This is a genomic window from Pantoea agglomerans NBRC 102470 (genome assembly GCF_001598475.1).
GTDB classification, from domain to species: Bacteria; Pseudomonadota; Gammaproteobacteria; order Enterobacterales; family Enterobacteriaceae; genus Pantoea; species Pantoea agglomerans.
In genome coordinates this window covers 344,259-364,520 of the sequence record NZ_BCZA01000005.1, presented here as the reverse complement: position 1 = coordinate 364,520, position 20,262 = coordinate 344,259, and the positions used below count along the sequence as shown (strand labels likewise).

Sequence of the window (20,262 nt, the reverse complement as noted above, 5' to 3'; positions counted from 1 at the left end):
AGGATCGGTGAGACCGCTATAATGCGCCGCTTTTCTGTCGCCCGGAGTGGTCAGCATGAAACAACAAGATGAATACTGGATGCGCCATGCGCTTGACCTGGCGCGCCGGGCGTGGGAGCAGGGCGAAGTGCCGGTGGGTGCGGTGCTGGTTCAGAATGACCGGGTGATCGGTGAAGGCTGGAACCGGCCCATCGGCCAGCACGATCCGACGGCGCATGCGGAGATTATGGCGTTGCGGCAGGGCGGTAAAGTACTGGAAAATTATCGTCTGCTGGACACCACGCTCTACGTGACGCTGGAGCCGTGCGTGATGTGCGCCGGCGCTATGGTTCACAGCCGCATCAGCCGGCTGGTCTACGGTGCGCACGACATCAAAAGTGGGGCGGCAGGATCGCTGCTCGATGTGCTGGGACACCCCGGCATGAATCATCAGGTTGAATTACAGAGCGGCGTGCTGGCTGAAGAGTGTGCCGCTATGCTGAGCGACTTCTTCCGTATGCGTCGCGAGCAGAAAAAAGCGCTGCGGCAGGCGCAACGCCAGGATTAATTCATGGCGATCTTCGGTTCGACCGCCGGATAGCCTTTGGCCAGTTCGGCCTGTGCTTCTTGTGCTTCAGCCTGCTGCGCCAGGCGTTTTTCCTGCTCCTGCAGATAACCCACCAGGCTTAACTGATATTTGCGGATGTTCTCCACATAGTTATAGGCTTCATGCCCACGGGCATAGCCATAAGCCGTCTGGGTGTAGTAACGCTTCTGACTCAGCATGGGCAGACGCAGCTTCACATCCGCCCAGCTATCCGGATTACCTCCCTGGCGGGCAGTGAGTTTACGGACATCCAGCATATGGGCATAGCCCATGTTATAGGCCGCCAGCGCAAACCAGATGCGCTCATCTTCCGGGATGGTCTGCGGCACCTTCGCCATCATATCCTGCAAATACTGACTGCCGCCGCGAATGCTCTGTTCGGGATCGGTCCGGTCACCCACGTCCAGGCTCTCAGCGGTGTTACGGGTCAGCATCATCATGCCGCGCACGCCGGTAGGGGAGGTGGCCTGCGGGTTCCAGTGCGACTCCTGATAGGAAATCGCCGCCAGCAGTCGCCAGTCAATGCTGGTGGCGTACTTCTCAAACAGCGGTTTGATGTCAGGCAGCGTGTTGTCGATGGCGCGCAGGAAAGTGCGGGTATCGACATAATCAAAGGTGCCGACGTGGCCGAGATATTTCTCCTCCAGCCGCGCCATCGCCCCTTCTTCACCCATACCGTTAAAGAAGTCGAGCATCGCGGCATTCAGGCTGTCGTCATCGCTGTGCCGCACATACCAGGTGACCGGCTCTTCATCAGTGACGTCAAACGCCACCGCCAACTGCGGATAGATGCGCTGCAGCAGAGCGATGGTCACGGAGTCGCCAATCGTATAGTCGAGCTTGCCGTCTGCCACCGCTTCGAGCAGGGCTTTAGGACTTTGATCGGTGGAGATCGCCCAGTCCAGATCGGGGTACTGATTTGACCGCGCGCTCTTCAGCGTTGACAGATACGCCGATCCTGACGCAACAGTCAGCCGCCCCTTTAAGTCACCGAGGTTTTTAGGGCGCGGCTTATCCACGCGATAGACCAGCTGCTGCGAAACGTTGTAGTAGCCTGGCCCGGTCTGATAGCGGGTCAGGCGTTCGCTGTTGTAGTTCAGACCCGCGGCCAGCAAATCGGCTTTGCCATCATCTAAATCGTCAAACAGATCGCTCAGGTTGGGACGTACAGTCACCTTGAGTTTGACGCCCAGATAATCGGCGAAGCGTTTTGCCAGCTCATAATCCATACCGGCCGGAGATTGGTTCACTGTGTAGTAAGTCAACGGAGAATTGATGGTACTGACACGCAGTACTCCCCGTGATTTAATCTGTGAAATCTGGTCCTGCCCACCCCCATACCAGGGAATGGATGGCCATAGCGCTAACGCTAACAGCACGGCAACCAGACCGATAAACAGATAATTAAATTTTAGGCGTTTCAAATAGTTATCTCTCGCTGGCTCTAAGGCCTCTGTCTTTTAAAGGCAGTATTTGTCTTCTTTGAACTCCCAGAGCGAGGGGCATTTTGCGCAACAAAATCACGCTGAGCAACTTTTATAGCAGCTTTTGCGCAAAATTCAGGCAAATCCGGGTCGCCAAAAATTGTGCGCAAACGGTTTCGTCGCGAGGTCGCTTTCTCTATAATACGCCCCGTTTTCCCTGTTGCGCCCAATGAAGCGTCGCCCGGCGCCCTGACGAGAGATTTATTAATGGAAATTCTGCGTGGTTCGCCCGCCCTGTCGGCATTTCGTGTAAACAAACTGCTGACCCGCTTTCAGGACGCTCATCTGCCGGTGAGTGATATTTACGCTGAGTACATCCATTTTGCTGATGTCAGCACGCCCTTAAGCGCTGACGAACAGAGCCGTCTGCAGCGCCTGCTGAAATATGGTCCCTCTCTCGCTGAACATGCCCCACAGGGGCGTCTGCTGCTGGTGACGCCTCGTCCCGGCACCATTTCGCCCTGGTCATCCAAAGCCACGGACATTGCCCACAACTGCGGCCTGCCGCAGGTACGTCGCCTGGAGCGCGGCCTGGCCTTTTATGTGCATGCCCCACAACTGACGGAAGCGCAGTGGCAAACGCTGGGCACACTGCTGCACGATCGGATGATGGAAACGGTCTTCGGCGATCTGGCGCAGGCTGAACAGCTGTTCGCGCATCACACGCCACAGCCGGTGAAAAGTGTCGATCTGCTGGGTGAGGGCCGTCAGGCGCTGGTTCAGGCGAATATCTCACTGGGTCTGGCGCTGGCCGACGATGAAATCGACTATCTGGTGGCGGCGTTTACCGCACTGGGCCGCAATCCCAACGACATTGAACTCTACATGTTTGCGCAGGCGAACTCTGAGCACTGTCGTCACAAGATCTTCAACGCCGACTGGATTATCGACGGCGAGAAACAGCCAAAGTCGCTGTTTAAGATGATCAAAAACACCATGGAGCAGACGCCGGACTACGTGCTCTCTGCTTACAAAGATAACGCCGCCGTGATGGAAGGCTCAGAGGTTGGCCGCTTCTTTGCTGACGCCGGAGAGAGCGAATACCGCTGGCATCAGGAAGCCGCACACATCCTGATGAAGGTGGAAACCCATAACCATCCAACGGCCATCTCGCCGTGGCCTGGTGCTGCGACCGGTTCCGGTGGTGAGATCCGTGATGAAGGCGCAACCGGAAGGGGTTCGAAGCCAAAAGCGGGCCTCGTCGGTTTTTCCGTATCGAACCTGCGTATCCCAGGCTTTGAACAGCCGTGGGAAGAGGACTTCGGCAAACCGGCCCGCATCGTCAGCGCGCTGGAAATCATGACCGATGGCCCGCTGGGCGGCGCTGCATTTAACAATGAATTTGGTCGTCCGGCTCTGAATGGTTACTTCCGTACCTATGAAGAGCAGGTCACCAGCCACAACGGCACTGAACTGCGTGGCTACCATAAGCCGATTATGCTGGCGGGCGGCATCGGGAATATCCGTGCCGATCACGTGCAGAAAGGTGAAATCACCGTAGGCGCGAAGCTGGTGGTGCTGGGCGGTCCGGCAATGAACATCGGCCTGGGCGGCGGCGCGGCGTCATCGATGGCCTCGGGTCAGTCTGATGCCGATCTCGACTTTGCCTCGGTACAGCGTGATAACCCGGAGATGGAGCGCCGTTGTCAGGAAGTGATCGACCGCTGCTGGCAACTGGGTGATGAGAACCCGATTCTGTTTATCCACGACGTGGGCGCTGGCGGCCTCTCCAATGCGATGCCGGAGCTGGTCAGCGATGGCGGTCGTGGCGGCCGGTTTAACCTGCGTGACATCCTGAGTGATGAGCCAGGCATGAGTCCGCTGGAGGTCTGGTGTAACGAATCACAGGAACGTTATGTGATGGCAGTGGCACCCGATCAGCTGGCGCAGTTTGAGGCAATTTGCCAGCGCGAACGCGCACCGTTCGCGGTCATTGGTGAAGCCACCGAAGAGCTGCACCTGAGCCTGGAAGATAGTCATTTCGGTAACAAGCCGATCGATATGCCACTTGATGTCCTGCTGGGCAAAACGCCGAAGATGACGCGGGATGTGGTGACGCAGCAGACACAGGGTACTGCCCTGCAGCGTGACGGCATTACGCTGGTCGATGCGGTGAATCGCGTGCTGCATCTGCCTGCCGTGGCGGAAAAAACCTTCCTGATCACCATCGGTGACCGCAGCGTGACCGGCATGGTTGCGCGCGACCAGATGGTGGGACCGTGGCAGATCCCGGTTGCCAACTGTGCAGTGACAACCGCCAGCCTCGACAGCTATCACGGCGAAGCGTTTGCCCTGGGCGAACGTTCACCGGTTGCGCTGCTGGACTTCGCGGCATCGGGTCGTCTGGCCGTCGGTGAAGCACTGACCAACCTGGCGGCTACCCATATTGGTTCGCTGAAGCGTGTGAAGCTTTCCGCAAACTGGATGTCCGCAGCCGGTCATCCGGGTGAAGATGCCGGTTTATATGCGGCGGTGAAAGCGGTCGGCGAAGAGCTTTGCCCGGCGCTGGGGATCACCATCCCGGTCGGTAAAGATTCGATGTCGATGAAAACACGCTGGCAGGAAGGCAGCGAACAGCGCGAAATGACCTCACCGCTGTCGCTGGTGATTACCGCTTTTGCCCGCGTCGAAGATGTCCGTCGCACCGTCACGCCACAGCTGCAGGCCGATCAGGATAACCTGCTGCTGCTGATCGATCTGGGCAACGGCGCGAATACGCTGGGCGCAACCGCGCTGTCGCAGGTTTACCGTCAGCTTGGCGACAAACCTGCCGACGTGCGCGATGCCGCTCAGCTGGCGGGCTTCTTCAATGCCATCCAGGCGCTGGTGGCTGAGCAGAAACTGCTGGCTTACCACGATCGTTCCGACGGTGGTCTGCTGGTGACGCTGGCCGAGATGGCGTTTGCCGGTCACTGCGGCATCGACGTTGACATCGCCTCGCTTGGTAACGATGCGCTGGCCTCCCTGTTTACCGAGGAGCTGGGCGCGGTGATTCAGATCAACGCCGCCGATCGCGCCGTGGTTGAGCAGATCCTGGCGGATCACGGCCTTGCCGACTCGACGCATCTGCTGGGCAGCGCGCAGCCGGGCGATCGCTTTGTGATCCGTTCTGGTGACAGTGCGGTCTACAGTGAAAGCCGCAACACGTTGCGTACCTGGTGGGCGGAAACCACCTGGCAGATGCAGCGTCTGCGCGACAACCCGGCGTGTGCCGATCAGGAACATGAAGCGAAGAAAAACGACAGCGATCCTGGCCTGAACGTTAATCTGACATTTAATCCGCAGGAAGATGTTGCTGCCCCGATGATCGCCACTGGCGCACGTCCAAGGGTCGCGGTGCTGCGTGAGCAGGGCGTGAACTCCCATGTAGAGATGGCCGCCGCCTTTGATCGGGCAGGTTTCACCGCCATTGACGTTCATATGAGCGATCTGCTGGCCGGAAGTCGCGGTCTGGAAGAGTTCCAGGCGCTGGTCGCCTGTGGCGGCTTCTCCTACGGCGATGTGCTGGGTGCCGGTGAGGGCTGGGCGAAATCGATTCTGTTTAATCCGCGCGTGCGTGACGAGTTCGAAACCTTCTTCCATCGTCCGCAAACCCTGGCGCTGGGCGTCTGCAACGGCTGCCAGATGATGTCTAATCTGCGTGAACTGATCCCAGGCAGCGATCTCTGGCCGCGCTTTGTGCGTAACCAGTCTGAGCGCTTTGAAGCGCGCTTCAGTCTGGTAGAAGTGGCCGCCAGTCCCTCGCTGTTGCTGGACGGCATGGCCGGTTCGCATATGCCCATCGCCGTTTCGCACGGTGAAGGCTTTGTTGAAGTGCGTGATGCTTCGCATCTGGCGGCGCTGGAGTCGAAAGGGCTGGTGGCACTGCGCTTTGTCGATAACTTCGGCAAGGTGACAGAAACCTATCCGGCTAACCCGAATGGCTCACCAAACGGCATCACTGCCGTGACCAACGAAAGTGGTCGCGTCACTATCATGATGCCGCATCCGGAGCGGGTGTTCCGCACCGTCAGCAACTCCTGGCATCCGGCAGAGTGGGGCGAAGACAGCCCGTGGATGCGTATTTTCCGCAATGCGCGCAGACAGCTGGGTTAATTTAATCCGCTGAAAAGAGCAGGAGGCCAGTGTGCCTCCTGCTCTTTTTTGTGGCTCTGTTGGCAAATGGCGACAATGAGCATGTCGTACTGTCTCTTTTTGGCGACATCTATCTCGTTGATTTTTAATGGGCGCCTCTCCGGCGCGATTTCATGTCGCTCAGCGGAGACAGTTTTCACTTACTGTAATCAGATTTTGCGCAACAGTTGTCCGGTAAGCTTATTCAATCTGCTGAAAAATATAATGATTTATTTTCTGGCATGGAACTTGCTATACTCATGCAGCTGCTCATTCACCTGTTTATGATTGCCCCGCTTAGCGGAGAAGAGCTCATAAAGCCCGAATGACGCACCAAACGGAGCCTGCCGTCCAACTGACCGATAATCGCTTGCGTTATCAAACACCGGACGTAACGTTGAGTAAGGCTCCACCCATTTTTACGCGATGCATCATGCGTCGTGCCAGCGGCAGGCCATTGAGCCTGCCGTTTTCTTTTGTTCCCCTTTCTTCCGCCGACACCTTTCTTCCGCTGACAGAGTCCGTTAGCATCCAGACAGCAAATCTTAAGGAAGCGGCTGCGTGAAAAAATGGCGTTTATTTCCCCGTTCTCTGCGTCAGCTGGTGCTGATGGCGTTTGTACTGGTGCTGCTGCCGTTGCTGGTGCTGGCCTGGCAGGCGTGGGAAAGTCTCTCTGCGTTAAGCGAACAGGCAGCGGATACCAACCGCAATACCTTCACCGATGTTCGCAGAAGTGAGGCGATGGCACGAACGGCGGTTGAGCTGGAGCGCAGCTATCGCCAGTACTGCGTGCTGGATGATGCCTCGCTGGCGCGCCTTTATCAGACCCAGCACACCCGCTACAGCCAGATGCTGAGTTCGCACAGCGCCAGCCTGCCCGAGCTGCCCGCATTCCAGACTTTACAGGCGACGTTGCCGCTGCTGACACCGTTAAAGTGCGATAACGGTAATCCGGTTACGCCTGCCGCAGAGGCGCTGGATCGTTTTTCTGCCACCAATGCGCAGATGGTGCAGGACACGCGCGAAGTGGTGTTTTCGCGCGGCCTTCAGCTGCAGCGCGAAATTGCCGATCGCGGCCAGTTTTTTGGCTGGCAGGCGCTGATTCTGTTTATCATCAGTCTGGCGTTGATGACGCTGTTTACCGGCATGATTATCGGGCCGGTCAAGCGTATTGAGCGGATGATCAACCGGCTTGGCGAAGGCCGGGAACTGGGTAACAGCGTGACATTTCGCGGCCCGCGCGAGTTACGCTCGCTGGGACAGCGCATCGTCTGGCTCAGCGAACGGCTTCAGTGGCTGGAATCGCAGCGCCATGAATTCCTGCGTCATCTTTCTCACGAACTGAAAACGCCGCTGGCCAGCCTGCGTGAAGGCACCGAACTGCTGGCGGACGAGGTAGCCGGGTCGCTGAACGCCGATCAAAAAGAGGTGGTCACTATCCTCGACGGCAGCAGCCGTCATCTGCAGCGGCTGATTGAACAGCTGCTTGATTACAACCGTAAACTGGCAGATGGCCCGATCCAGCTGGAACCGGTCAGCGTGGCGGAAATTGTGGAGGGGGTGGTGAATGCACATGCACTCTCGGCGCGCGCCAAACTCATGCAGACGGTTGTCGATCTGGAGGTCAGTCACTGCCTTGCCGAACCGATGTTACTGATGCGGGTCATCGATAATCTCTATTCGAACGCCGTGAACTACGGCAGCGAATCCGGTACCATCTGGCTGCGCAGTCAGCAGCAGGGCGATCGGGTCTGGATTGATGTCGCGAACAGCGGCACGCCGATCCCGCCGGAAGAGCAGGCAATGATTTTCGAACCTTTTTTCCAGGGTAGCCAGCAGCGCAAAGGGCCGGTAAAAGGCAGCGGGCTGGGATTGAGTATTGCCAAAGATTGCCTGCGCCGGATGCATGGCGACCTGACGCTGGTCTCCTGCGAGCAGGCTGACGTCTGTTTTCGAATTGAACTGAACACCACAGCCGGGAATGTCTGACTGATGAAATATTTACCCGCTTTGCTGTTGAGCACACTGACCACGCTGCTGCTCAGCGGATGTACGACCTCCCCGGCCACCTCATCCCTGCCGTCAGGCCATCAGGTAGCGGAACCCGAGGTCAGCGTGGCTGATTACCTGGCGACCCGCTGCAGTGACCTGTGGACGATAGAGAATAGTGCGGCACTGAGTAATCCCCTCTACTGGATGCGGGCGATCGATTGTGCTGAACGCCTTTCCCCCGCCGAGGCCCGAGCCGAAGCTCACCGCTGGCCGGTTGAGAGCTGGTCGCGCGCCTTCAAGCAGGGCGTGCTGATGTCGAACGGCAACGTGACGCCAGTGGAGCGTCGTCGCTATGTTGAAACCCTGGATCGCTACAGCAGCGATTTCCCGCAGTCTGTGCGTCCGCTGCTCCAGTTGTGGCGCAGTAATCAGGCCGCGCAGCTCGACCTGAGTGAAGCGCGCACCCGTTATGTTCATCTGCAACAGAGCAGCGATACCCAGCTGGAGGCGATACGCCAGCAGATGGTTAAACAACAGCAGCAGCTCAGCGACACGCAGCATAAGCTGGAGCGGCTTACTGACATTGAGCGCCAGCTTTCATCGCGGAAAGCCCCGGATGTGTCTGACAGCGGCCACGGCACTGCGCTGCCGCAGGATGAGGAGCAATAATGGTCAGACAAGCGGCAAAACTGCTGCTGGTGGATGACGATCCCAGCCTGCTGAAGCTGCTGGGCATGCGTCTTCGCAGCGAAGGTTATCAGGTCACCACCGCGGCCAGCGGACCCGAAGCGTTGCGTCTGCTGCAGAAAGAAAAAATCGAGCTGGTGATCAGCGATCTGCGGATGGATGAGATGGATGGTCTGGCGCTGTTTGGCGAGATCCAGAAACGCCACACCGGTCTGCCAGTGATTATCCTGACGGCACACGGCTCAATCCCGGACGCAGTTTCCGCCACGCAGCAGGGCGTCTTCAGCTTCCTGACCAAGCCGGTGGATAAAGATGCGCTTTACAAAGCGATCGATGAAGCACTGGCTCAGCAGGCGCCGGTCAGTGATGACCGCTGGCGGGAAGCGATCGTCACCCGCAGCCCGCTGATGTTACGGCTGCTGGAGCAGGCACATATGGTGGCGCAGTCGGACGTCAGCGTGCTGATTAACGGGCAGAGCGGTACCGGTAAAGAGATGCTGGCACAGGCGATTCACGCCGCCAGCCCGCGAAACGGCAAGCCCTTTGTCGCCATTAACTGTGGCGCACTGCCGGAGCAGTTGCTGGAGTCAGAGCTGTTCGGGCATGCCAAAGGGGCCTTTACCGGCGCAGTCAGTGCCCGTGACGGTCTGTTTAAAACTGCAGGTGGTGGCACGCTGTTCCTGGATGAGATTGGCGATATGCCGCAACCGCTACAGGTTAAGTTGCTGCGGGTGTTGCAGGAGCGTAAGGTCAGGCCGCTGGGCAGCGATCATGATATTGAGATTGACGTGCGCATTATTTCAGCCACGCATCGCGATCTGCCGAAGGCGATGGAGAAAAAGGAGTTTCGCGAGGATCTCTTCTATCGTCTTAATGTGGTGAACCTGAAGATTCCGGCGTTGCATCAGCGCACTGAAGATATTCCGCTGCTGGCTAATCATCTGTTGCGTCAGGCGGCGGAACGGCATAAACCGCAGATCCGCAGTTTTTCCGTTGATGCGATGAAGCGGTTGATGGCGGCCAGCTGGCCGGGCAATGTGCGTCAGCTGGTTAACGTGATTGAGCAGTGTGTGGCGCTGAGCTCATCGCCGGTAATCAGCGATGCGCTGGTGGAGCAGGCGTTAAGCGGTGAGAATAGTGCTTTGCCGACCTTTGCTGAGGCGCGCAATCAGTTTGAGCTGAACTATCTGCGTAAGCTATTGCAGATGACCAAAGGCAATGTAACCAACGCCGCACGTCTGGCTGGACGCAACCGCACGGAGTTCTATAAGCTGCTGTCTCGTCATGAGCTGGATGCCAGTGATTTCAAAGAGTAGCGGAGGCTGCGGAGTGATACCGGCAGGTTGCCTGCTCAGGCCCGAATCAGAATGGGTGCGGTCAGCATAATCTGGCAGCGCTTGCGGCAACCTGAAGAATCCCGGATATTACCGCCCGACAGCGCCAGCAACATTTATACTTGATAAACCCTCTGACCATGGAGGGAGTGAAAAAGGGTCTGACATGAAAAAGATTGATGCGATTATCAAACCATTCAAACTCGATGATGTCCGTGAAGCCTTAGCGGAAGTCGGCATCACCGGGATGACCGTGAGTGAAGTAAAAGGTTTTGGCCGCCAGAAAGGGCACACCGAGCTTTACCGCGGCGCAGAGTATATGGTCGACTTTTTACCTAAAGTGAAAATCGAGATGGTGGTGGGCGACGATATCGTTGATACCTGCGTCGAGACCATTATGCGTACTGCGCAGACCGGCAAAATCGGTGACGGTAAAATCTTTGTCTTCGACGTGGCGCGCGTGGTGCGCATCCGAACTGGCGAAGAGGATGAAGAGGCGATCTGATTATCTCTTTATCAGCTCTTTATCAGCATAAAGAAGCCCGCGCTGCGGGCTTTTTTTATTGCTCAATTACATCCCTTTGTGCGGTCCAAAAAGTTCGTAATGAATGCGTGTATCTGCCACGCTGGCATCACGCAGTTGCGCCACCACATGCTGCATAAAGGGCAGCGGACCGCAGAGGTAGAAGTGGGTGTCGGGTGAGGCGAGACGTGCGGAGATCGCGGTGATATCCATCAGACCCTGCGCGTCATAGCGACCGGCATCTTCAGCGGCGGGATCGCGATACCAGACCTGACTGACGAAATCGGTGAGCTGAGCGCCCGTTGCTATCACTTCCGGGCCAAATGCATGCTGTTTGCCGTTCTCTGCTGCGTGCAGCCAGCTGACCGGCGCGCGGTGCTGGCGGGCCGCCAGGGCATGCAGCATGGCCAGCATCGGCGTCTGACCCACGCCCGCGGAAATCAGCGCCACCGGGGTTGCAGCATCGACCTCAAGTAAGAAGTCGCCATGCGGTGCGGCCAGCATCAGCTCATCACCCACTTTGCCATTCTGATGCAGCCAGCCGGAGACGGTGCCCTGCGCTTCACGTTTCACCGCAATCCGGTAATCTTTGCCATTACTGAGGTGAGTAAGCGAGTACTGGCGAATCTGGTGATGTTCGAAACTGGCGGGCTGCAGATGCACCGTCAGATACTGACCCGGTTTAAAGGCCGCTACCGGGCCGCCATCTACCGGACTGAAGGTAAAGCTTTTAATCACCTCGCTCTGCTGCTCAACAGCACTGATGCGAAACGCACGAGTGCCGCGCCAGCCACCGGTTTGCTGCTCCGTCGCCTGATAAATCTCCTCTTCGCGATTAATGAACACATCTGCCAGTACGCCATAGGCCCGGCCCCAGGCTGCCAGCGCCTCTTCACCCGGATTCAGCAGCTCTTTAATGGTTGCCAGCAGATTTTCACCGACGATGGCGTATTGCGCAGGCTGAATATTCAGGCTGGTATGTTTCTGTGCAATCTTTTCCACCGCAGGCAGCAGCACGGCCAGGTTCTCCAGATTCGCGCCATAGGCGCAAATGGCGTTGAACAGCGCTTCACGCTGATCGCCATTGCGCTGGTTGTTCATATTGAAAACATTTTTGAGTTCAGGATGGTGCGACAGCATACGGTCATAGAAGTGTGCGGTAAGCGCAGGACCACAGGCGGCGATGGCAGGCAGGGTCGATTTAACCGTGGCGATAGTGTGTGCATCAAGCATAAAAACGGCCTCTCATTTAAAGGTGTATTTTAAATGCATCTTATAGCCGTCTCGCCTGTGGTGTAAATAACCCGATAAATTTCCCGGTTGTCAAAGTGGCAACTTTTTGGTGCATCCTGAGAAGCCGCCGTCACATCCTGAAGAAAAATCGTGGCGTCTGAACAGGGTGAAAAGGTGTAAAAAAGCCCTGCCAGTAGCCAGCCAATCGTTTGCGTAAAAAGAGGAGGTTCACCCTACCTTCACCTCTTAAAACGGTTTACACTGTGGGCCTTCGCCCCTGAAGGGGGGTAAATACCGTCAGAAAGTTAGCTGAGTCAGGAGATCCGGATGTTAAAGCGTGATATGAACATTGCCGATTACGATGCCGAGTTGTGGCAGGCGATGGAGCAGGAGACAGTGCGTCAGGAAGAGCACATTGAACTGATTGCTTCTGAAAACTACACCAGCCCGCGTGTTATGCAGGCACAAGGTTCTCAGCTCACCAATAAATACGCTGAAGGGTATCCGGGCAAACGCTACTACGGCGGCTGTGAGTACGTTGATATCGTTGAGCAGCTGGCGATCGATCGCGCAAAAGAACTGTTTGGTGCCGATTACGCTAACGTGCAGCCACACTCAGGTTCTCAGGCTAACTTTGCGGTTTACACCGCGCTGCTGCAGCCGGGCGATACTATTCTGGGGATGAACCTGGCGCACGGTGGGCATCTGACTCACGGCTCACCGGTTAACCTGTCGGGCAAACTCTATAACGTCGTGGCTTACGGTATCGATGAGACCGGTAAAATTGACTACGACGAACTGGCTGAACTGGCGAAAACCCACAAGCCAAAAATGATCGTTGGCGGATTCTCAGCTTACTCCGGCGTTTGCGACTGGGCGAAAATGCGCGAAATCGCGGATAGCGTAGGTGCATGGCTGTTTGTGGACATGGCACACGTTGCCGGCCTGATTGCTGCAGACGTTTACCCGAGTCCGATCCCGCATGCGCACATCGTGACCTCTACCACTCACAAAACGCTGGCGGGTCCGCGCGGTGGTATCATTCTGGCGAAAAACGGCGACGAAGATTTCTATAAGAAACTGAACTCTGCTGTCTTCCCTGGCGGTCAGGGCGGTCCTCTGATGCACGTTATCGCTGGTAAAGCGGTTGCGTTCAAAGAGGCGATGGAGCCGGAATTCAAAACCTACCAGCAGCAGGTGGCAAAAAATGCCAAAGCGATGGTTGAGGTGCTGATTGAGCGTGGCTATGACATCGTTTCTGGCGGCACCTATAACCATCTGTTCCTGATCGATCTGGTGAGCAAAAACCTGACCGGTAAAGAAGCGGATGCGGCATTGGGCCGTGCCAACATCACGGTTAACAAAAACAGCGTGCCTAACGATCCGAAAAGCCCGTTTGTGACTTCTGGTATCCGTATCGGCACACCAGCTGTTACCCGTCGTGGCTTCAACGAAGCGGACGTGCGTGAGCTGGCTGGCTGGATCGCGGATGTGCTGGATAACGTCAATGACGAAGCGACCATTGAGCGCACCAAAAAGAAAGTGCTGGAAATCTGCAGCCGTCTGCCGGTCTACGCTTAATCGTTAACCTGTTGTGAGACAGCATACAAAGGATGGCATCAGCCATCCTTTTTTATTGTTAAAAAACGAGTGCGTGTTAGCTGTGATACCGGAGTTGCTCAGGAAACACGGTCAGATCGGAAAGTCGCTAAAGCCAATCCCTGGCCGCTCGGCCCGCGCGATTACGCACCTCATCCCTGAGGTGCGCCCGTAACCGGGCCAACGTGTTGCGTTGTTCAAAAACGCTCCCGGCGTTTTTGTCCATGGCGCGGGACGCTTTCCTCCTCTGACCGTGTTTCCTGCGCGTGAAATTCAGATGTAGCGGCAAGAGGCGCTCTGATTTGGATTGGTTAGTGTTCTGAAAGGATGGCATCAGCCATCCTTTTTTATTGCCTGTCCTGCGGCGCTCTGCCAGAGTAGCGCCCACTCATGCTGCCAGGCAGCACTCTTGCTGGAGGGAATATGGCAATCGGCTCCGCCAGATGGCTCGGATTGGGCTACTTCACTTACTTCTTCTGTTACGGCATCTATCTGCCATTCTGGGGCGTGTGGCTGAAAGGCACCGGTCTTGATGCTGAAAAGATTGGCCTGCTGCTCGGCTGTGGCATGGTGGCACGCTTTGTCGGCAGTCTGCTTATCGCTTCTCAGGTCAAAAATCCTTCACGGTTGATTACGGCGCTGCGTCTGCTGGCGCTGATGACCTGCCTGTTCGCTGCCGGTTTCTGGGTGGGTGAGCAGTGGATGTGGCTGCTGACGGTCATGATCGGCTTTAACCTCTTTTTCTCGCCGCTGGTCCCGCTTAGCGATGCGCTGGCCGCCACCTGGACACAGCAGATAGGGCTGGCGTATGGGCCGGTCAGGCTGTGGGGATCGCTGGCCTTTGTGATCAGCTCAGCGTTAACCGGCGTGCTGGTCAGTGCTTACTCTTCAAACGCCATTCTGCTGCTGCTTTCCGTCGGCGTCATCTCTATGCTGGCAGGCATGATGCTGTCACCCGCCACCCAGCCACAGGGTAATGAACGGCAGGGCGCGGCGGGCGGCGGCTGGCAGGTGTGGCGTGCATTGCTGCGTGAGAATGCGGTATGGCGATTTATGCTCTGCGTAACGCTGCTGCAGGGTGCGCACGCCGCCTATTACGGCTTCAGTGCTATCTGGTGGCAGGAGAGTGGCTATTCCGCCTCCACGGTGGGTTATCTCTGGTCGCTGGGCGTGGTGGCCGAAATCGTAGTGTTTGCCCTGAGCAACCGGTTGTTCCGCCGCTGGAGCGCGCGCGATCTGCTGCTGCTTTCGGGCATTTGTGCGTTGATCCGCTGGAGCCTGATGGGTGCTACTACCGCGCTGCCGCTGCTGATTGTGGCGCAAATCCTCCACTGTGGCAGCTTCACCGTCTGTCATCTGGCGGCGATGCGTTTTATTGCGGCGCGTCAGGGAGCGGAAGTGATCCGTCTGCAGTCGCTCTATTCCGCGCTGGCGATGGGGGGTGGCATTGCGATAATGACCATGATCTGCGGCGTGCTGTTCGCTCATCTGCAGGGGCATCTGTTCTGGGTGATGGCACTGGTGGCGCTGCCCGCGCTATTTCTGCGTCCCGGCTACGACTCCAGTAAATAACGAATCCGCTGCTGATGGTGTAACGTCAGCGGCAGTTCCGCATGCACCAGCGGCGGAGAGAAGAGTGGCAGCGAGGTGGGGTAGGGCGAAATGATGATGTCCACATCCCGCGGTGCGCCATCCCGCTGAAACTGTTTCACGTCCTGATAGGTAATATTGATCGGCAGCAGCGTGATCTCCCGGATCTGCTGCTCCACATCCTGCTCCAGATCGGTATCGTCACCCGTCAGAATCAGCACCTGCTTCTCCTGCAACGCATTCTCCTGCATCAGCCAGGCACCAAAAATAACGGTAATTAAGCTCACCTCTTCCGGGCTGAACGCAATCCCGTATTGCTGCTCAAACGCCTGCAGCGCCTGCTGAGTGGTGCGCAACAGGCGGGGATAGAGGCGGCTGACATCCAGCGCCACGCTGTTGTCGATGCCGATAGTGAAGTGGGTGCGATCCAGCGCCTGTGCCAGATGAGGATAGAGCTGGTTAAGCAGCTCGTCGCGATCAGCAAAAGTGATGTCGGCACACCGTTCAAAGTCATTAATTAACTGCTGGGTCGCAGCCATTAACTGCTGCTCAGCAGGATGGGCAATCGCATCCACGACAGGCGTATGTATCTGGCTGAACAGCAGTGTCCAGAAGTCGGTTTCACTGACGGGCGGCGCAAGGTGGCAGCGTTTGCGCCAGTGGTGAATCACATCCTCGGCAGCCTGCCGCTCAGCCTTCTGCTGCAGCCAGTGACACTGCGCTTCACTGAACAGCACCGGCTGGCGCTGGCACAATCCATATTTCATGAAAATCTGCAGAAAAAGCCGGTCGCGTTCGCTGAAATCGCGCTTCAGACGCAGGCTACAGTGCTGGATCAGCGCCTGTAAATTGGTCTCATCCCACAGCGCCTTCTCAATCTTCATCACCTTCAGGCGCTGACGCAGGGGAGCTGCAAAATGGTCGCAGACGAAATCCTGCGATAAACGCAAACTGCGTCGCAGGTTGTGCAGCAGACAGAGGCGCCGATCCAACTCTGTGCCATGAAGACGAAAGCTGCCATCCACCATCTGATGCAATTCCAGCTGGTGATATCGCTGTATCTCAAGGCCCACATCCGCGATATCCTGTCGGGCAACAGCAGGATCGACGCCATTCAGCTGGCAGACTTTTTCAAGCGTAAGCACGGGTGTCGGCAGAAACAGCAGCAATAAAAGATGGCACTGACGCTGTGAGCGGGTGAAGAGTGGTGCCAAAGGGGTAGCAGAACTCATCAATCAGGTTTCCAGCAGGCTATTTTGAGCTAAGAATAGTCAACCCCGTCAGCGCCTGCGCGGTTTACGCGGTTTATTTGCCGGAGGTTTAAGGCGGGTCACAAAATTTTGTTACTTATAGATTCTTTTCATCGGGAACGTTACTTTATAACATTATGAAACGCACACTCTTTGCCCTCTTGATGGTATTAAGTCCGGCTGTAATGGCACATCCTCACAGCTTCATCGATATGAAAACCGAACTGGTGGCGCAGGATGACACCTTTACGGGATTAAAGATGACCTGGACCATGGATGAGATTACCTCCGCCGATCTGCTTTACGACGCGGGCGAGGCGAAACCAGGCAGCGTGGTGTGGAAGAAGCTGGCGGCAGGCGTGATGGCGAACGTGCTGGGCCAGCACTACTTTTCTGAAATCTGGCACAACCAACAGCGGGTAAAGTTTTTGAATCTGCCAACCGAATACAACCTGTCACGTAACGGCCATAAAGCGGTGCTGGAATTTATTCTGCCGCTGGCGGAACCCCCGAAGCTGACCGGGCAGCGCTTTGAGATCCTGACTTTTGATCCCACCTATTTCGTCGATATGTTCTATGACAATCCCGGTGCGTTAACGCTGCCGACGGCGCTGCAGGCGCGCTGCAAGTTCGCGCTGAACACGCCAAAGCCCAATGATTCACTTAAGCAGTATGCGCTGTCGCTGGATAAAGCCGACGCGCCTGCAGAGGAGATGGATTTAGGCCGCCAGTTTGCCCAGACGGTGATACTGACATGTCAGTAATCTCCCCACCGTTACGGGCTTCCCGCCTCTGGCCGCTGTGGCTGATGGCGGGCGTGCTGCTGAGCAGCGCATTGCTGGTCTGGCTCTACTGGCCGCAGATTCTGATGCAGAGCGTACTGTGGCAAAAAGATCTGCATCGGCAGATGACTCAGCTGCTACAGCAGGTAGCGGAGCAGCCCCACCAGGCAGGCATTTCGCTGGTGATATTCAGCCTGCTATATGGCGTACTGCACGCGCTGGGGCCGGGCCATGGCAAAGTGGTGATCGCGACTTTTCTGGCGACCCATCCCACCAGAGTGAAAACCAGTATCAGGCTGACGCTGCTCGCCTCACTGCTGCAGGGTTCGGTGGCGATTGCCCTGGTGACGGTGATGCTGGTGCTGCTGAAAACGTCATCGCGACAGCTGCATCTCAGCAGTTTCTGGCTGGAGAAGGGCAGTTATCTGTTGGTGATCGGGCTGGGCGTGATGATCGGTTATCGGGCGCTGCGTTCGCTGTGGCGGACATTGCGTCCGCGTCCGGCCCCGGTATTTCGCACCTTCAAACCTCACCATCAGCATGACGATCAGTGCGGATGCGGACACGCACATCTTCCGACACCGCAGCAGATGAGCGGCAATCTCAGCGTGAAAACCCAGCTGCTGGTGGTGGTGTCGATGGGATTACGTCCCTGTTCCGGCGCGATTATGATGCTGCTGTTTGCCAAAGTGATTGGTGTCTATGGCTGGGGGGTTATCTCTGCTGCGGTGATGGCGCTGGGCACGGCACTGACCATTTCGGCGATTGGCCTGCTGGTTCAGCAGGCGCGCACGGTGGCGCAACGGCTGGCACAGCCTGGCGTTACCGCAGGCATGACGCGACTGCTGATCCCCGCGCTGGCCTTAACCGGCAGTCTGATTTTAATCGTAGCGGGTATCGCGCTATGGCAGTCAGCGCAGATGACGCTGGGTGGCGGAATTCGACCTTTCTGAATAAAAGCGCAGCGGAAATAAAATTGCCGCTGCGCTCTTCTCTTCGTTAATTATCTCTGAATTCATCTCTTTATTTTTTTCTCTGGCTGGTTTAGTGGTGAAATGACTATTCCCTGTCTACGCTGATAATACCAAAACGGCATTCCGCCGTCGGGATGATAAAAGATCAAGACCGCTTTCTGTTTATTGCGAGGAGTATATTTCATGGCTGATACCCGTATTAATAATGGCTACACCGAAACGCTGGCGACCGGGCCGGCTGGATTGCCGTTAAAACGTATTTCCTGGAGCGCCGTGTTTGCCGGTGTCATTTGTGCGTTGATCGTTCACATTATTCTGACGCTGCTGGGAACCGCCATTGGTGCAACAACCATTGATCCGATGAAAGAACAGAATCCACTCGACGGCCTGGGCACAGGCGCGCTGGTCTGGACTGCCATTGAAATGCTGGTCGCGATGGCTGCAGGTAGTTATGTTGCAGGCCGACTGGCTCAGCGCGAAGGCGCACTGCACGGTTTACTGATGTTTGGCCTTAGCACAATTTTCACTATTTACCTGGCTATTGCGCTGGCGACCAGTGTATTAGGCGGCGCGATGAATATTGTGGGCTCAGGCTTCCAGGCGCTGGGTAGTGGTATTTCCGCTGCTGCGCCATCCGTTACCCAAATGGCAAAAGACAAACTGCAGGAGAGTAATATTAATTTAGATAACCTGCAGAACGAACTGGAAACGACTTTACGCCAGACCGGGAAACCGGAATTACAGCCAGAGAACTTAAAGCAGGATGCAAATAAAGAAGCGCAGAATGCTGAAAACCAGGCTAACAACACCGCAAACCATCCACAGACAGCGGATACTGATCTGGCTAACTGGTTAAAAGGGGTGATGGATCGTCATTCCGATACCCTGCAGGCAGCCGATCGTGATGCGCTGAAAAATATTATCAAAGCGCGCACCGGCAAAAGCGATCAGGAAGTGGATCAGATCGTGGCCAAAACTGAACAGAGCTATCAGCAGGCCGTTCAGAAGTATCAGGAACTGAAACAGCAGGCTGAACAGAAAGCGCGTGAAGCCGGTGAAAAAGCCGCTGCCGCGACTGCGAAAGCGAGCTGGTATGCCCTGATTCTGCTGATCATCGAAGCGGTGCTGGCAGGCGTGATGGGTATGGTAGGTCGTCGTACTCAGCCTCGTCAGGTGCTGTCACACGAACGTCGTTAATCATCACTGAGTAACAGGCAATAAAAAAGGCGGCTGAGAAGCCGCCTTTTTCTGTACTGAGACTTAGCGTTTTAACGCTTCGCTCAGCTCATCACGCATGTTCGACAGCATCGATTTCACCACACGTGGGTTACCCGCGACCAGGTTACCTGACAGCAGATAGCCATGGTTGCCGGTGAAGTCGGTCACCAGACCGCCCGCTTCACGGACCAGCAGTTCACCCGCCGCAAAATCCCACGGCTTCAGGCCAATCTCAAAATAGCCATCTACGCGACCGGCAGCCACATAGGCCAGATCCAGCGCAGCAGAACCGGTGCGGCGGAAGTCAGCACACTGGGTAAAGAGTTTGGTCATGATATTCATGTAAGCCGGCGCGTGCTGCTTCATTTTGAACGGGAAGCCGGTCGCCAGAACGGTGCCATCCAGATCGCGGGCCGTGCTGCCACGCAGACGATAGCCATTCAGCTGAGCGCCCTGACCGCGTGAAGAGGTGAAGAGTTCATTGCGCATTGGATCGTAAACGACGGCGACTTCGGTGCGGCCTTTAATGCGCACAGCGATAGAAACAGCAAAGTGGGGTAAACGTTTGATGAAGTTTGAGGTGCCATCCAGCGGATCGATAACCCATTGAACATCCTGATCTTCGCCCGCCAGTTCACCGCTTTCTTCGGTGATGATGGTATGTTTCGGGTAAGATTTACGAATAATTTCGATAATCAGGCGTTCTGCTTCGCGGTCAACATTCGTTACGAAGTCGTTGCTGCCTTTCTGGCTGGCTTCGACGGCGTCCGGGGTTTCATAATATTTGGCAATTAAATTTCCGGCCTTGCGCGCTGCGCGCACGGCAATGTTGAGCATTGGATGCATCGGTATCTCTCGCTGGATGTTAAAGAACGGGGAAAACGGCGCGGAGTATAG

General features: G+C 56.4%; 15 protein-coding genes. 11 read left to right on the top strand and 4 right to left on the bottom strand.

Going from position 1 to position 20,262, the window contains the following annotated elements:
* Positions 1 to 55: 55 nt before the first annotated feature.
* On the top strand, positions 56 to 547 hold the full coding sequence (gene tadA / locus PAG01S_RS12210; RefSeq protein WP_010671307.1) for a tRNA adenosine(34) deaminase TadA: 492 nt from the start codon (positions 56 to 58) through the stop codon (positions 545 to 547).
* Here tadA and mltF read toward each other — a convergent pair.
* A complete protein-coding gene (mltF, locus tag PAG01S_RS12205) occupies positions 544 to 2,010 on the bottom strand; it encodes a membrane-bound lytic murein transglycosylase MltF (protein ID WP_010257637.1) in 1,467 nt (488 codons plus the stop codon). The two genes, tadA and mltF, sit on opposite strands and share 4 nt — an antisense overlap.
* Before the next feature lie 267 nt (positions 2,011 to 2,277).
* On the opposite strand from mltF, the gene purL reads away from it, so the two are divergent.
* The 5 genes from purL to glnB all read left to right on the top strand — a co-directional run bounded on the left by purL (position 2,278) and on the right by glnB (position 10,701).
* A complete protein-coding gene (gene purL, locus PAG01S_RS12200; RefSeq protein WP_062758827.1) occupies positions 2,278 to 6,165 on the top strand; it encodes a phosphoribosylformylglycinamidine synthase in 3,888 nt (1,295 codons plus the stop codon).
* Positions 6,166 to 6,744: 579 nt separating this feature from the next.
* Entirely contained in the window at positions 6,745 to 8,172 is a 1,428-nt protein-coding gene (locus PAG01S_RS12190) for a sensor histidine kinase (protein WP_010257633.1), read from the top strand.
* A 3-nt stretch (positions 8,173 to 8,175) separates the two neighbouring features.
* Positions 8,176 to 8,844, top strand: coding sequence for a two-component system QseEF-associated lipoprotein QseG (qseG, locus tag PAG01S_RS12185; protein WP_033758654.1), 669 nt, complete (start codon positions 8,176 to 8,178; stop codon positions 8,842 to 8,844).
* Entirely contained in the window at positions 8,844 to 10,178 is a 1,335-nt protein-coding gene (glrR, locus tag PAG01S_RS12180; protein WP_010257627.1) for a two-component system response regulator GlrR, read from the top strand. The genes qseG and glrR overlap by 1 nt, the downstream gene beginning before the upstream one ends.
* 184 nt (positions 10,179 to 10,362) lie before the next feature.
* Entirely contained in the window at positions 10,363 to 10,701 is a 339-nt protein-coding gene (gene glnB / locus PAG01S_RS12175) for a nitrogen regulatory protein P-II (protein WP_003848647.1), read from the top strand.
* 66 nt (positions 10,702 to 10,767) lie between these two features.
* On the opposite strand, the gene hmpA is transcribed toward glnB, so the two are convergent.
* Positions 10,768 to 11,952, bottom strand: a complete 1,185-nt coding sequence (hmpA, locus tag PAG01S_RS12170; RefSeq protein WP_062758823.1) for an NO-inducible flavohemoprotein — start codon at positions 11,950 to 11,952, stop codon at positions 10,768 to 10,770.
* A gap of 327 nt (positions 11,953 to 12,279) precedes the next feature.
* On the opposite strand from hmpA, the gene glyA reads away from it, so the two are divergent.
* Both glyA and PAG01S_RS12155 read left to right on the top strand, forming a co-directional pair.
* Positions 12,280 to 13,533: a serine hydroxymethyltransferase gene (glyA, locus tag PAG01S_RS12165; protein WP_010257616.1), complete on the top strand. Its 1,254-nt coding sequence runs from the start codon at positions 12,280 to 12,282 to the stop codon at positions 13,531 to 13,533.
* 441 nt (positions 13,534 to 13,974) lie between these two features.
* On the top strand, positions 13,975 to 15,123 hold the full coding sequence (locus PAG01S_RS12155; RefSeq protein ID WP_033758649.1) for a 3-phenylpropionate MFS transporter: 1,149 nt from the start codon (positions 13,975 to 13,977) through the stop codon (positions 15,121 to 15,123).
* Here PAG01S_RS12155 and csiE read toward each other — a convergent pair.
* On the bottom strand, positions 15,105 to 16,373 hold the full coding sequence (csiE, locus tag PAG01S_RS12150) for a stationary phase inducible protein CsiE (protein ID WP_010671313.1): 1,269 nt from the start codon (positions 16,371 to 16,373) through the stop codon (positions 15,105 to 15,107). The genes PAG01S_RS12155 and csiE overlap by 19 nt on opposite strands.
* Positions 16,374 to 16,528: 155 nt before the next feature.
* Between csiE and PAG01S_RS12145 the strand changes: the two genes are divergently transcribed.
* The 3 genes from PAG01S_RS12145 (at position 16,529) to PAG01S_RS12135 (ending at position 19,344) form a co-directional block, all read left to right on the top strand.
* Positions 16,529 to 17,155 (top strand): DUF1007 family protein, encoded by a 627-nt coding sequence (locus PAG01S_RS12145; protein ID WP_010257608.1) that lies wholly within the window; start codon positions 16,529 to 16,531, stop codon positions 17,153 to 17,155.
* Positions 17,146 to 18,126 (top strand): nickel/cobalt transporter, encoded by a 981-nt coding sequence (locus tag PAG01S_RS12140; RefSeq protein ID WP_062758820.1) that lies wholly within the window; start codon positions 17,146 to 17,148, stop codon positions 18,124 to 18,126. The genes PAG01S_RS12145 and PAG01S_RS12140 overlap by 10 nt, the downstream gene beginning before the upstream one ends.
* 204 nt (positions 18,127 to 18,330) lie before the next feature.
* Positions 18,331 to 19,344: a TIGR04086 family membrane protein gene (locus PAG01S_RS12135; protein ID WP_010257601.1), complete on the top strand. Its 1,014-nt coding sequence runs from the start codon at positions 18,331 to 18,333 to the stop codon at positions 19,342 to 19,344.
* Between the two features lie 63 nt (positions 19,345 to 19,407).
* Here PAG01S_RS12135 and suhB read toward each other — a convergent pair whose 3' ends face one another.
* Positions 19,408 to 20,211: an inositol-1-monophosphatase gene (gene suhB, locus PAG01S_RS12130; protein ID WP_008926709.1), complete on the bottom strand. Its 804-nt coding sequence runs from the start codon at positions 20,209 to 20,211 to the stop codon at positions 19,408 to 19,410.
* Positions 20,212 to 20,262: the final 51 nt, after the last annotated feature.

What these genes read in the sequence shown, in the direction of transcription:
- csiE (WP_010671313.1), bottom strand. Translation starts at nt 16,373, where the DNA reads ATGAGTTCTGCTACCCCTTTGGCACCACTCTTCACCCGCTCACAGCGT.
- PAG01S_RS12135 (WP_010257601.1), top strand. Translation starts at nt 18,331, where the DNA reads ATGGCTGATACCCGTATTAATAATGGCTACACCGAAACGCTGGCGACC.
- glyA (WP_010257616.1), top strand. Translation starts at nt 12,280, where the DNA reads ATGTTAAAGCGTGATATGAACATTGCCGATTACGATGCCGAGTTGTGG.
- purL (WP_062758827.1), top strand. Translation starts at nt 2,278, where the DNA reads ATGGAAATTCTGCGTGGTTCGCCCGCCCTGTCGGCATTTCGTGTAAAC.
- PAG01S_RS12145 (WP_010257608.1), top strand. Translation starts at nt 16,529, where the DNA reads ATGAAACGCACACTCTTTGCCCTCTTGATGGTATTAAGTCCGGCTGTA.
- glnB (WP_003848647.1), top strand. Translation starts at nt 10,363, where the DNA reads ATGAAAAAGATTGATGCGATTATCAAACCATTCAAACTCGATGATGTC.
- PAG01S_RS12155 (WP_033758649.1), top strand. Translation starts at nt 13,975, where the DNA reads ATGGCAATCGGCTCCGCCAGATGGCTCGGATTGGGCTACTTCACTTAC.
- glrR (WP_010257627.1), top strand. Translation starts at nt 8,844, where the DNA reads ATGGTCAGACAAGCGGCAAAACTGCTGCTGGTGGATGACGATCCCAGC.
- hmpA (WP_062758823.1), bottom strand. Translation starts at nt 11,952, where the DNA reads ATGCTTGATGCACACACTATCGCCACGGTTAAATCGACCCTGCCTGCC.
- PAG01S_RS12140 (WP_062758820.1), top strand. Translation starts at nt 17,146, where the DNA reads ATGTCAGTAATCTCCCCACCGTTACGGGCTTCCCGCCTCTGGCCGCTG.
- suhB (WP_008926709.1), bottom strand. Translation starts at nt 20,211, where the DNA reads ATGCATCCAATGCTCAACATTGCCGTGCGCGCAGCGCGCAAGGCCGGA.
- tadA (WP_010671307.1), top strand. Translation starts at nt 56, where the DNA reads ATGAAACAACAAGATGAATACTGGATGCGCCATGCGCTTGACCTGGCG.
- qseG (WP_033758654.1), top strand. Translation starts at nt 8,176, where the DNA reads ATGAAATATTTACCCGCTTTGCTGTTGAGCACACTGACCACGCTGCTG.